The 13,430-nt window shown below is 55.7% G+C and carries 9 protein-coding genes; 1 reads left to right on the top strand and 8 read right to left on the bottom strand.

From position 1 onward, the window contains the following. Nucleotides 1-152: 152 nt before the first annotated feature. The 7 genes from ABIE10_RS10260 to ABIE10_RS10230 all read right to left on the bottom strand — a co-directional run bounded on the left by ABIE10_RS10260 (nucleotide 153) and on the right by ABIE10_RS10230 (nucleotide 11,602). Entirely contained in the window at nucleotides 153-485 is a 333-nt protein-coding gene (locus tag ABIE10_RS10260; protein WP_047501032.1) for a YegP family protein, read from the bottom strand. 135 nt (nucleotides 486-620) lie between these two features. Beyond that, complete coding sequence (gene baeR / locus ABIE10_RS10255; protein ID WP_429155533.1) at nucleotides 621-1,343, bottom strand: two-component system response regulator BaeR; 723 nt, start codon at nucleotides 1,341-1,343, stop codon at nucleotides 621-623. Continuing rightward, entirely contained in the window at nucleotides 1,340-2,743 is a 1,404-nt protein-coding gene (gene baeS, locus ABIE10_RS10250) for a two-component system sensor histidine kinase BaeS (RefSeq protein ID WP_429155531.1), read from the bottom strand. Before baeS ends, baeR begins: the two co-directional genes overlap by 4 nt. Then, nucleotides 2,743-4,155: an MFS transporter gene (locus tag ABIE10_RS10245; RefSeq protein WP_429155530.1), complete on the bottom strand. Its 1,413-nt coding sequence runs from the start codon at nucleotides 4,153-4,155 to the stop codon at nucleotides 2,743-2,745. Before ABIE10_RS10245 ends, baeS begins: the two co-directional genes overlap by 1 nt. Beyond that, nucleotides 4,152-7,232, bottom strand: coding sequence for a multidrug efflux RND transporter permease subunit MdtC (gene mdtC, locus ABIE10_RS10240; protein ID WP_429155528.1), 3,081 nt, complete (start codon nucleotides 7,230-7,232; stop codon nucleotides 4,152-4,154). Before mdtC ends, ABIE10_RS10245 begins: the two co-directional genes overlap by 4 nt. Continuing rightward, a complete protein-coding gene (locus ABIE10_RS10235; protein WP_429155526.1) occupies nucleotides 7,233-10,355 on the bottom strand; it encodes an MdtB/MuxB family multidrug efflux RND transporter permease subunit in 3,123 nt (1,040 codons plus the stop codon). Further along, nucleotides 10,355-11,602 (bottom strand): MdtA/MuxA family multidrug efflux RND transporter periplasmic adaptor subunit, encoded by a 1,248-nt coding sequence (locus ABIE10_RS10230; RefSeq protein ID WP_235116872.1) that lies wholly within the window; start codon nucleotides 11,600-11,602, stop codon nucleotides 10,355-10,357. The genes ABIE10_RS10235 and ABIE10_RS10230 overlap by 1 nt, the downstream gene beginning before the upstream one ends. Before the next feature lie 279 nt (nucleotides 11,603-11,881). On the opposite strand from ABIE10_RS10230, the gene ABIE10_RS10225 reads away from it, so the two are divergent. Beyond that, nucleotides 11,882-11,941: a type I toxin-antitoxin system Ibs family toxin gene (locus ABIE10_RS10225; RefSeq protein ID WP_109017525.1), complete on the top strand. Its 60-nt coding sequence runs from the start codon at nucleotides 11,882-11,884 to the stop codon at nucleotides 11,939-11,941. Between the two features lie 99 nt (nucleotides 11,942-12,040). Here ABIE10_RS10225 and yegD read toward each other — a convergent pair whose 3' ends face one another. Next, on the bottom strand, nucleotides 12,041-13,393 hold the full coding sequence (gene yegD / locus ABIE10_RS10220; RefSeq protein ID WP_046275425.1) for a molecular chaperone: 1,353 nt from the start codon (nucleotides 13,391-13,393) through the stop codon (nucleotides 12,041-12,043). Nucleotides 13,394-13,430 lie beyond the last annotated feature (37 nt).

Below are 13,430 nucleotides of genomic sequence, written 5' to 3'. Positions count from 1 at the left end.
TCGTTCTGATGACAGGTCAGACTCGCCTCACTCAATGAGGCGGTTAGGGGAGTGCCCCCATATTAAGGGCGGGCATTGTAGCGCTGTGGGGAAGACAGGTAAAGAAAAACGCCGGGCGACAGCGTGGCGTTACCCGGCTGAGCGAGTCATTATCAGGTTTTATCTTTTATCGTCTGACTTACACCATTGGCCTTAACTGAAGCAATACCGGTCTCGCGCGACTGTTCATTCGCATACAGTTGACTGCTACCAATAATCTGGTGGTTTGCTGCTTTCAGATTGAAATGCAATTTGCCATTAGCTGCCGTTTTTTTCTCATAACGCTCGGCCAGAGGGCTGTTAGCCTGGACAGATGCGATCCCTTTTTCTGCCGCGCCTTTTGTCGTGTAAAGCTCACTGGTAAGGATAGTTTCCCCGTTTCCAGCCTTAAGAACAAAGCGGTACTGATCATCGCTACTCTTGCTTAATTCAAACCAACCAGCCATATGAACTCCTTGATTAAAGTTTTATATCAAACAGTTATTGACGACAGTGTTGCCACAAAGAGTATGAGCGATATTTGGAGAGTTGCTAGTCAACGGGACTCCACGAAGCCGCGGAGTCCTGCAGGACGGGAGTGTTTACACAATCCGACAGGCGTCGGCTTCCCAGCGATACCCTACGCCATAGACCGCGCGGATAAACGACTGCTCCGCATCCAGCGATTCCAGCTTGCGTCGCAGGTTCTTAATATGGCTGTCGATGGTTCGGTCGGTAACGACACGGTAATCGTCATAGAGATGATTGAGCAACTGTTCACGGGAGAACACTTTTCCCGGTTCATGCGACAGCGTTTTGAGTAAGCGAAATTCAGCAGGCGTTAAGTCGAGCATTTTCCCACGCCAGGACGCCTGAAAACGACCTTCATCGACGATCAACGGGCTGTCAGCATCCATCTGTTGCAGTTCGCGCTGCGGCTTGCAACGGCGCAGAATCGTCTTCACGCGAGCAACAACTTCACGCGGGCTGTAGGGTTTGCAAATATAATCATCCGCACCGATCTCCAGCCCCAGCAGGCGATCAATTTCTTCTATCTTGGCGGTTACCATCATGATGGGGATTTCAGAGAATCGGCGGATTTCCCGGCACAGAGTCAGGCCGTCAGTTCCAGGCAGCATCAGATCCAACAAGATCAGATCGGGCGGCGTCTGACGCACGTAAGGAAGAACCAGATCGCCGTGGCTGATGAGCGTAGGAGCGTAGCTTGCCGCGCGCAGATAGTCGATAAGCAGTTGCCCCAGCTTGGGCTCGTCTTCCACGATCAGAATACGCGGCGTGTTTTCATCAATGGGTAACTCAGTCATACATCTCTCTGTAAATCGCGTTCCAGCGGTAATGTTACTGTAATGCTAACCCCGCCAAAAGGCGAATGGGCGGCGCGAATCAGACCATTATGCGCCTGTACGATATTGACGCAAATTGCCAGCCCCAGCCCGGAACCACCGCTGGCACGGTTACGCGAGCCTTCGGTGCGATAAAAGCGTTCAAACAGCTTCTGTAACTGGTCGTCACTTACGCCGGGAGCGGAATCAGCGAAGGTTAATAAAACCATACGCTCGCGTTGTTCGGCGCTGATGTGCAGCCCGCCGCCGCTGTCGGTGTAGCGCAGACTGTTTTCCAGCAGATTGTTGAACAACTGCATCAGACGATCCCTGTCGCCAAATACCGTCATGCTGTCCGGGAGTGAAAGTTGTATCGTCAGTCCACGGCTGGCAAAGCGTTCACGAAATGCGCCACTTGCCACTTCCAACAGCGGGATGAGATCCAGCAATGTTTTCTGGTAGGCCAGCGCGCCTTCATCGGACATGGAGAGCTGATGCAGATCGTCCACCAGCTTGGTGAGCGTACCCACTTCAGCCTGCAAAGAGGCAACGGAGTCAGGGGTGAACTGGCGTACGCCATCCTGAATGGCCTCCAGTTCACCGCGCAACACCGCTAACGGCGTACGCAGTTCGTGAGAAATATCGGCCATAAAGTCACGACGCATCTGCTGGTTTTTTTCCAGCGTACTGGCAAGCTGGTTGAAGTCCTGCGCCAGCTTGCCCAGTTCATCCGTACTGGTCGGCGCAACGCGAGTGGTGAAATCGCCAGCCGCCAGTTTGTGCGTGCCTTCTACCAACCGCTTGACCGGGGCCAGCAGGCTGCGCGCCAGCGTAAACGTTGCCAGCGCCGCCAGGATCGTGGAGAGCGCGACGATGAGCCAACTGGAACGCCTTTGCTGCATGTCGAAATTGATATCCGTATTGCGCGTTAAGCGTTCCACGGGAGAGGCAATCACGGCACCGACTTCGCTACCGTTGACGCGGATCGGATGGCGCATACCGTCACGGGGAACCGGAGCACGCGGACCGACCAGCACGCGGGCATTTTGGTCGACAACCCAAAACTGCGTACGCCAGCCGTGCGGCGGCATGCCGGGGCCGGGTTTATCATCGTCGTTGTCGTGTTCAAAAGAGCGCAGGATCTGAAAAACAAACCGATCGTTATTGCGTAAGAATCGCCAGTTGCCGTGCTGCTGATACTGCTCGCTTAATGCGTCGCTGAGCATTTGCAGCCGCTGTTCGTTACCGTGCTTGATATAGTCAATAAAACCGCGTTCGAAGCTTATGCGTACGGCCCAGTGCATGCTGATCAGCAATACGATGCAGGTGGCGAAAATCGCCAGAAACAGTTTGCCGGTGATACCGGGCCGCCAGAACTTCATCAGGTGCTCCTTTTGCGCCGTGAAATCACCGCGTTGGTTTGCGTGTCGTTCGGCACGCGGGCAAAAATAATGGCGGGCAGCGCGATAATGAATGCGATGCACAGCCAGGTATACATAAAGACGGTATGCGTACTTCCGCTGTCGATGACGCTATGCTGCTGACCGAACATACCTAGCAGCAGTCCCGCGATGGTCACCCCGATACTCATCGACAGCTGCATGATCATTGACAGCAGGCTGTTACCACTGCTGGCGAGATCGTCAGGCAGGTCTTTTAACGTCAGGGTGTTCATGGATGAAAAACGCGTTGAGTTGACCATTCCCTGTAAGAACAGTACGAAGGGCAGGGCGTAATACCAGCCGAGCAGCGCGGTGGTCATCAGCAGCAGACTGACCAGCGACAGGCCAAGCGTTGTAGCGACCAGTACGCGACGGTAGCCAAAGCGGTTAACGACCTGCACCACAATGCGCTTCATGCCCATACTGCCGAGCACCATCGGGATCATCATCAGCCCGGCATGAAAGGGGGAGAAACCGAGGCCTATTTGTAAAAATACCGGCGTCATAAACGGCAGCATACCGCTACCGATGCGTCCGGCAAAACTGCCGAAAAGACCCAGCGAGAAGGTCGGTGTGCGAAACAGATTCAGGCTGAACAGTGCGCGTGGATTACGATGGGCGTGTTTCAGATACAGCGCAATAGCCAGCACTCCGCAGATAACCAACGCTGCCAGCGAGATACTGGAGATGCCGGTTCCTTTACTGCCATCAAGCGCCAGCGTCAGTACCGCCATGCCGACTGCCAGCATCGCAAATCCGAAGAGATCGAAGCGTCGGGTTTGCATGGTGTAGTTGGGCATCAGCATTAACGTCGCTATCGCGCCGACAATGCCAACCGGAATGTTAATCAAAAATATCCAGTGCCAGGAGGCGTACTCAACCAGAATACCGCCTAATGCCGGTCCGAGTAGCGGGCCAATCTGACCGGGCAATGTGACAAACGTCATCGCCGCCATATATTGCTCACGCGGGACGATTTTCATCACCGTTAGCCTGCCGACCGGTACCATCATCGCACCGCCAACGCCTTGTAAGATACGCGCCATCACCAGCTCGTTGAGTGTGCTGGACCCGGCGCAAAACAGCGAGCCAAGCGTAAACAGGATGATGGCGGTGAAGAAGATATTACGCACGCCAACTTTGTCCGCCAGCCATCCGCTGGCGGGCAGCATCACGGCAACGGTTAAAACATATGACACAATGACCATATGCATGTGTAACGGGCTTTCCCCGAGGCTTGCCGCCATCGAGGGAAGCGCAGTATTCACGATGGTGGTATCCAGCGACTGCATAAAAAAGCCGAATGCCACAATCCAAAGTTGCCAGCGGGTGCTGTCGGGTAGTTCTGTCATAACTCTGCTACCGGTTTGCTGTTTTTACGCGAAAAACGCAGACGCAGACGGTCGAAAAAGAGATAGACCACGGGCGTGGTGTACAGCGTCAGGAGTTGACTCACGACCAGCCCGCCGACAATGGTTATCCCCAAAGGTTGACGTAGTTCGGAGCCATCCCCGGCGGATAACACCAGCGGCAGCGCGCCAAACAACGCCGCCAGCGTGGTCATCATGATTGGGCGAAAGCGCAGCAGGCAGGCCTGGAAAATGGCTTCTTCCGGCTGCAGCTTGCCGTTTCTCTGCGCTTCCAGCGCAAAATCGACCATCATGATGGCATTTTTCTTCACAATGCCAATTAATAGCATTATCCCTATCAGGGCGATTAGGCTGAACGGGGCATTGAACAGCTCCAGCGCCAGCAAAGCCCCGACGCCAGCTGAAGGTAGCGTGGAGAGAATGGTCAGGGGGTGAACATAGCTTTCATACAGCATACCCAGAACGATGTAGACCGTGGCGATGGCGGCGATAATCAGGATCACCTGTGAGTTCATGGTGTCCTGAAATACCTGGGCCGTGCCGGCAAAGCTACCGCGAACCGTGGAGGGGACGCCGAGCTGGGTCATGGTTCTGTTGATAGCCTCTGTCGCCTCAGACAGTGAAGAACCTGTTGGCAGGTTAAACGACACGGTTGAGGCAGCGGATAAGCCCTGATGGTTTACCGACAGCGGGGCATTCGCCGGCTGCCATTTGGCAAAGTACGATAATGGGATTGCCTTACCGTCATTGTTGATGACGAACATTTTATCCAGCGCGCTGATGTCCTGGGTGTAACGTCGATCGACCTCCATCACCACTTTGTACTGGTTCATCGGCTGATAAATAGTTGAAATTTGCCGTTGTCCAAAAGCGTTGTTCAACAGGCTGTTAGCGGCTGCAACGTCGATCCCCAGACGAGACATGGTGTCGCGATCGTAGACCAGGTTCATTTCCGCGCCATTGTCCTGCTGATCTGAGTTGACATCCGCCAGTTGGGGCAGGGCGGCAAGCGCTTTACGGATCTTCGGTTCCCACTCGCGCAGCGCCGCCAGATCGTCGGAAAGCAATGTGTATTGATAGCTGGCATTGGCCTGGCGGCCGCCGACGCGAATATCCTGCACCGCCATCAGAAACAGATTCGCGCCAGGCTCTTTTGCAAGCGCGACGCGCAGGCGGTCGATCACCTGCTGAGCTGTTTCACCGCGCTCATCGCGTGGCTTGAGGGTGATAAACATCATCCCGCTGTTAACCCGGGAACCGCCGGTAAATCCGGTGACGTTATTCACCGCCGGGTCGTCGCGGATGATCTTCATAAAGTCCTGCAGTTTGCCGCGCATCGCCTGGAAAGAGATGCTCTGGTCGGCCTGAATCCCCCCCATCAACACGCCCGTATCCTGCTCCGGGAAGAAGGTTTTGGGGATGGAAATATAAAGCCAGATATTCAGCGCAATGGTGCCAAGTAACACCACGCCCACCAGTCGCGTATGGCGCAGCACCCACTTAAGCGAAGTGCCGTAACTCTGTTGCAGTGCCACCAGCACACGACCAAAACCTCGTTTACGAGACTGTTCACGCGGGGCGCTGGATTTGAGCATCCAGCCACACATCATTGGCGTTAATGTCAGCGACACCAGTAGCGAGATACCGATAGCAACTGACAGCGTGACGGCAAATTCGCGCAGCAAGCGCCCAGGCAATCCGCCCATTAACAGCAGCGGGAGGAACACCGCTACCAGCGACAGGCTCATTGAGAGCACCGTGAATCCCACTTCGCGCGTACCTTGTAGCGCCGCCTGCAGTGGCTTCATTCCCGCTTCCAGGTGGCGGGCAATATTTTCCAGCACCACGATCGCGTCATCAACGACAAATCCCGTGGCAATGGTCAACGCCATTAATGACAGGTTGTTCAGGCTGAACCCGCACAGATACATGGCGGCAAAGGTACCGATCAGCGAGACCGGAACCGCTACCGCAGGGATCAGGGTCGCGCGCCCGGAGCGCAGGAAAACAAAGACCACCAGAATAACCAGCGCAACGGAGATAATCAGCGTCTGTTCGACTTCCTCCAGCGAGGCGCGAATGGTCGGTGAACGATCCTGGGCAATTTGCAGATCGATGGCGGCCGGGACCAGCGTTTGTAACTCCGGTAATTTGGCCCGAATGCTGTCTACCGTTTGAATAATATTGGCTTCTGGCAGCTTGCGGATCATCAGCAGGATAGCCGGTTTTGCGTTGGTCATCCCCGCGTTACGTACGTCCTGCACCGAGTCGCTCACAGACGCAACATCGCCCAGCCGCACCGCAGCGCCGTTATTGTAGTGGATAATAATCGGCTGGTACTCGGCGGCGGTTTTCAGCTCATCGTTGGTTTGTACCTGCCAGCGGTGGGTATCATTCTCGATAGCTCCCTGCGGCTTACGCACATTGGCGTTAGCAATCGCGCCACGCACGTCGTCCAGCGATACGCCCTGATTAAACAGCGCTTGCGGATTAAGCCCTACGCGCACGGCAGGCAGAGAGCTGCCCCCAACGTCGACGTCACCCACGCCGTCGATTTGCGCGATGGTCTGTGCTAATTGGGTTGATGCGAAATCGTACAGTTCACCCTGCGAGTAAGTGTCCGACGTGAGCGTCAGGATCATGATTGGCGCATCGGAAGGGTTGGCTTTGCGGTACGTGGGGCGGCTTGGCATGCCGCTGGGTAGCAGGCTTTGCGCTGCGTTAATCGCGGCCTGAACATCCCGCGCCGCGCCATTGATGTCACGGTCGAATTTGAATTCAAGAATAATGCGCGTACTGCCAAGGGAACTGCTCGAGGTCATTTCGTTCACGCCCGCGATGCGCCCCAGTGAGCGCTCCAGCGGGGTGGCTACCGAAGACGCCATCGTTTCAGGGGAAGCGCCCGGTAATGATGCGCTGACCATGATCACCGGGAAATCCACCTGCGGCAGCGGAGCTACCGGCAGCAGACGAAAGCCCAGTATCCCGCACAGGGTGATGGCCACCGAAATGAGAATGGTCGCCACCGGACGATGAATGAAAAGCGCGAAAAATTTCATTTACGCTTCCTCTTCCTGACGCGGGAAGCGGCTTTTCACGTACAGCGACAGACGGTCAAACAGCAGATAAATCACCGGGGTGGTAAACAGGGTTAATACCTGGCTTACCAGCAGACCACCGACCATACCAATTCCTAATGGACGACGTAATTCGGCCCCCACGCCGGTACTTAACATCAGCGGCAACGCGCCGAGCAGTGCCGCCAGCGTAGTCATCAGAATCGGGCGAAAACGCAGCAGACAGGCCTGGAAAATAGCGTCGCGTGGGGTCATGCCCTGTTCGTGCTCCGCGGCAAGGGCGAAGTCGATCATCATGATGGCGTTTTTCTTGACGATACCGATGAGCAAAATAATGCCGATAATCGCGATGACGTCCAGTTCACTGCCGGCAATCATTAACGCCAGGAGGGCGCCGACGCCCGCCGTGGGTAGCGTGGAGAGAATGGTAATCGGGTGAATAAAGCTCTCATACAGCACGCCGAGGACGATATACATCGCGACAACCGCAGCCACAATCAACCAGATGGTATTACCCAGTGCGGCCTGGAAAGCGAGCGTACTGCCCTGGAACTGGGTGGTAATATTTGCTGGCAGATTGAGCGTTTTTTCGGCATCCAGAATTGCCTGCACCGCATCGCCCAGCGAATGATCGTCCGGTACGTTGAACGAGATGGTGGTGACCGGGAACTGATCGAGGTGGTTAATCGACAGCGGAGCGAAACGCTGTTCAATGCTGGCGATTGCGCTAAGCGGAACCACGCCGCCGTCGCTGCTGGTCAGACGGATAGTGTCCAGTGCAGCAAGCCCCGGCGTACTGTTGGTGTCATGTTCCAATACGACGCGATACTGGTTGGCCTGGGTGTAGATGGTTGAAATCAGTCGCTGGCCGAAGGCGTTGTACAGGGCGTTATCGACATCCGCCATGCTGATGCCTAAACGGCTGGCGCTATCGCGATTGACGTTCACATACGCCACCAGCCCTTTGTCCTGCCAGTCGCTACTGACATCGGACAGTTGCGGTAGCTGGTGTAGTTTTTCTAACAGCTGTGGAACCCAGGTGCTGAGGGCATCAAGGGACGTTGCTTGCAGCGTAAACTGATATTGCGTCCGGCTGACCTGGGTATCAATCGTCAGGTCCTGGGTGGGCTGAAGATAGAGATCAACGCCGGGTACTCTGTCAACCGCGTCCTGTAGGCGTGCGATCACTTTCTGCACGCGATCGTCGCGATCGTCCAGCGGCTTAAGGTTGATTTGCAGACGCGCGCTGTTTAATGCCGGATTAGTACCATCCACGCCGACAAAAGCGGTCAGGCTCTCTACCGCCGGATCTCGAAGGATGACATCGGAAACCTGGCGCTGGCGCTGGGCCATGCTGGCAAATGAACTGGACTGCGGCGCCTGCAGCGTACCCTGGATGATGCCGTTGTCCTGGATCGGGAAGAATCCTTTGGGGATAAAGACCCATAACATAACGCTCAGTGCCAGCGTGCCGAGCGCCACGCCCAGCGTGAGCCACGGATGGTTCAGCACTTTTGCCAGCCAGTGACCGTACCCGGCAATGACGCGATCGAACATACGCTCCGAGGCGCGGGAGAAGCGGTTCTGCTTACGCAACGAGGCCTGATTAAGCATGCGCGCGCACATCATCGGCGTGAGGGTGAGCGAGACGACGGCGGAAATCAGAATTGCCACGGCCAGCGTAACGGCAAACTCGCGGAATAATCGGCCAACGATATCACCCATAAACAACAGCGGGATCAGCACGGCGATTAGCGAAAATGTCAGAGAGATGATGGTAAAACCAATCTCACCAGCCCCCTTCAGGGCGGCAGTCAGCGGTTTTTCGCCTTTTTCGATATAGCGTGAAATATTCTCGATAACCACGATAGCGTCATCCACTACGAATCCTGTCGCGATGGTTAGCGCCATTAGGGTCAGGTTATTGATGGAGAAATCAAGAAATACCATCACCGCGAAGGTGCCGATGAGCGACAATGGAACGGCGACCGCAGGAATAATCGTTGCCGGAATATTGCGCAGGAACAGGTAGATGATCATCACCACCAGCGCAATCGCCAGCATTAGCTCAAACTGGGTGTCTGCAACGGACGCACGAATATTGGTCGTACGATCCGAAAGCACGCTGACCTTAACTGATTTGGGCAGGCTTTCGGTGAGCTGCGGCAGCATTTGACGGATACTGTCTGCCGTGGAGATGATGTTCGCCCCAGGCTGGCGCTGAACATTCATTACAATGGCTTGTTGCTTATTGGCCCATGCGCCCAGCCAACTATTTTCTGCCCCTTGTTCGACGGTGGCGACATCGCCCAGACGAACCGGCGCACCGTTTTTATAGGCCACGATGAGCTGGCGATATTCGTCTGCGGACTGCATCTGGTCGTTGGCGGAAAGGGTGACAGCACGCGTTGGGCCATCAAGACTCCCTTTTGCCGAATTGACGTTAGCCCCGGTAATGGCTGTACGGATGGTTTCGCTGGTCAGACCGAGTGCGGCAATAGCCTGTGCGTTAAGCTTCACGCGGACCGCCGGTCGTTGCCCGCCGGAAAGTGTTACCAGACCGACACCGGAAACCTGAGAGATTTTCTGCGCGACGCGGGTTTCGACCATATCTTCCACCTGCGTCATCGGCATGGCGCTGGACGTGACCGCCAGCGTCATGATCGGTGGATCTGCCGGGTTTACCTTGCTGTAGACTGGCGGATTGGGCAGATCGCCCGGTAATAAATTGGTGGCGGCGTTAATCGCAGCCTGAACTTCCTGCTCGGCAACATCCAGCGGGAGTGTCAGTTGAAACTGCAACGTGACGACCGATGCGCCGCCGGAACTTTGCGAGGACATCTGTTTTAAGCCGGACATCTGTCCGAACTGACGCTCAAGCGGCGCGGTTACCGCCGAGGTCATGACGTCCGGGCTGGCGCCAGGGTACAGCGTAACGACCTGAATCGTGGGGTAATCGACTTCCGGTAAGGCAGCGATCGGCAGGAAACGATAACCGATAATACCGGCAAGCAAAATCGCGACCATCAGCAGCGTGGTGGCGACAGGTCGCAGAATAAACAGGCGTGATGGCCCGCCTGTGTTGTGCGGAGGTAACACCTGCATCAGGAGTTAGCTCCTTTTTTGCCGTATCCGCGGGGCGCAGTTTTCTCGTCCTGAACTGAGGCGTCATGCGCCTCTACAACTTCTACTTTTGCGCCTTCCGTCAGGCGGTCAATACCGTCGGTTACGACCCGATCACCTGCGGACAACCCGGCGGCGATCACTACTTTTTGGCTATCCTGAATACCTGGTTTAACCAGATGTTTGCTCACTTTATTCTCGCTGTTCAGCACCCAGACAAAATGGCCCTCATTGCCCATCTGCAGGGCGGCTGTTGGGATCACCACGGCGTTTTGTTCCGTGTCGACCAGCATGCGGGCGTTAACGAACTGGTTAGGGAATAAAGCATCATCCTGATTGTCAAAACGGGCTTTAACTTTGATGGTTCCGGTCGTGGCATCAATCTGATTGTCGAGACTGAGCAGGACGCCTTCGCTCAGTTTTTGCGAATTGGTTCGGTCCCAGGCTTCGACCTTTAACGGAGTCCCCGATTTTTGCGCCCGCAACACGGTGGCAATGTCGTTTTCAGGCAAGGTGAATATCAGGTCGATAGGATGGGTTTGCGTAATGACGACGATTCCGGTGGTATCGCCGCTGGAAATTTGGTTACCGACGTCGACCTGCTTCAGACCGACACGCCCCTCTACAGGCGCGGTTATCCGGCTCCAGTCAAGCTGCAATTGGGCGCTGGCGACGCTGGCTTCATCGGCTTTGATTGTCCCTAATGTTTCATTTACCAGCGCCTGCTGGGCATCCAGCTCCTGGCGGGAGACCAGATTAGTTTTCACCAGCTGTTGATAGCGGGCAAGATCGCGACGGGCATTTGCCAGCGTGGCTTTATCTTTGGCCAGTTGGCCCTGCGCCTGAGCCAGAGCAACTTTGAACTGGCTGGGATCTATCTCTGCCAGCAGGTCGCCGGCTTTTACCTGCTGTCCTTCCTCGAAGTGTAAGGCAATGAGCTGACCATCCACCCGGCTACGTACCGTGGCGGTATTTGCGGCAGTAATGGTACCCAGCCCTGTCAGGTAACGCGGAACGGCTTCCATGGCGGCGGTGGCAGCCTGAACGGGAGCCAACGGCCCGGAGCGCATTCCACGCCGTCCCGAACCTGGCGTGTGCTGCGCTGGTTTGGTCGCGCCCGGTGCGTTTTCCTGGGCGTCGTTACGGCTTTGCCAGAACCAGATGGCGGCGACGGTGGCCACAACGATCGCGATTGCTATCACCCAGCGGGATTTTTTACTGCCTTTCATTGTTATAAGTTTCTCATCCTGAAACGATTCGCGGAATGATACTAGTTTAGCCAGCGAACAAGGGAGAAAAATGGAGGAATTATGAAACACTGTCGGGATTCGTCTGAATGCCGATGCGGCTTTGCGAAGCGTTACGCAACAATCGGTGGTGAAGATAGCGAATACGTGATTGTGCGTAAGAGTGCTGACAAGGCAAAAAGGAGGAGAGCCAGAGATTTCAGCGGGACGCTGGAACGGAAAAGCCCCTCCCGAGGAAGGGGCCAAAATAAGGAAAGGGTTATGATGAAGCAGGTCATCATCCTGGTGATACTCTTAGTGATTAGCTTACCGGCTTACTAAGACCCCAGGGGGAGGAGAAGCCCTCCCTAACCCTCACTCCTGTAAATAAGCCACAGCAATGGTGATGTCAATACGCGTACTTTTCAGCATGCGAGCCGCTTAGCGGAAAACAACGTCAGCCCAGCGGGCCAGTCCGGCAGTAACGGAACCGAAATCATCGCCCCCCGCGATCGGAATCCCGGGAAGTTGCTGGGCGAGGGCTTTTTTAATCAGCGGCGAACGCGCGCTACCGCCGGTCAGGTAAATCACGTCCGGTTTTTCCTGCGCGTTTTCCAGCGCCAGTTGAACCTGCTCCAGAATGCGCGCCAGGGGCTGATTGAGCGCAGCTTCCAGCCCGTGTTGACTGATATCGGTTGCCAGCGTGTCGCTGATAAACGGTATCGCCGCCGTCACAATGGTCTGATCGGAGAGCGCGATTTTGCTCTCTTCTGCGCTGCGCACCAGGCGATAGCTCAGACGCTCGCGCCAGACTTTAAGCAGTAGGGCGACTTTATCGGCTTCTTTCGCGTCACGGACAAGATCGTTGAGCAAGCGACCGTTGGCGCTACTGTAGAAGTCACTTTGCGCGGGAACATCGTTGATCGCGACCGCGTTCCACCAGGGCAGAATAGGTAAGGCGATCCCTTTTTCCGTTTCTCCCCCCATACCGAGCAGCGGCATCAGATGTTTAAACGCCAGCGCAATATCCAGATCGTTCCCGCCAACGCGGCAGCCGCTATGCCCCAGCAGGCTGTTTTCGCGATCGGCGCGCTGATGCCATTGCGGCCCCATCAGCAGCAGTGAACAGTCGGTTGTACCCCCGCCAATATCCACCACCAGCACGCGTTTTTCTTCCTGCAGCGTGGCTTCGTAATCCAGACCAGCCGCTACCGGCTCGTACTGGAAGACGACATCCTGAAAACCGGCGCGTTTGGCCGCACGTTCAAGAATACCCTGCGCCTGGGCGTTGGCGTCATCGCCCCCTAACCCCTGGAAGTTGATGGGACGACCAATAACGGCCTGGGTGATGGCTTCCGGCAACTGATTTTGTGCCTGGTTGCGTATGTGCAGCATCATCGCGCAGACCAGATCTTCAAACAGCGCAACCTGCTGCGGCTTCAGACCGCTGGCACCCAAAAATGATTTTGGCGATTTAACGAAGTACACCTCTTCCGGGTCTTCAATATATTGACCCAGCGATGCCAGACCGAACTGCACGCTGTTGGCGTTAACGTCGATGTCTTCTTCGCGGTTATAGCGCATCGCGCGGCGAAGCAGCGCCTGCGTTTCGTCGTCCGTGGTTGGGATGTCGTGATGGCGATACAGCCACTCGCTGACCGCTTCGCGCGTTGGCGCGCACAGCATTGAAGGCAGAAGCGTGCTGTTATTTTCCATTTTGAGCAGGTGAGGCTGCCCGTCACGCATAACGGCCACTGAACAGTTTGCCGTACCGTAGTCAAAACCAATAAACACCGTAAAAATCCCCATGCCAGTGAAGAAGGGGCGTGAC

The sequence above is a fragment of the Citrobacter sp. 506 genome (assembly GCF_050434985.1).
Lineage (GTDB): Bacteria > Pseudomonadota > Gammaproteobacteria > Enterobacterales > Enterobacteriaceae > Citrobacter > Citrobacter braakii.
Note: the sequence above shows the minus strand (reverse complement) of the source record. Positions and strands in the feature narration are given on the sequence as shown.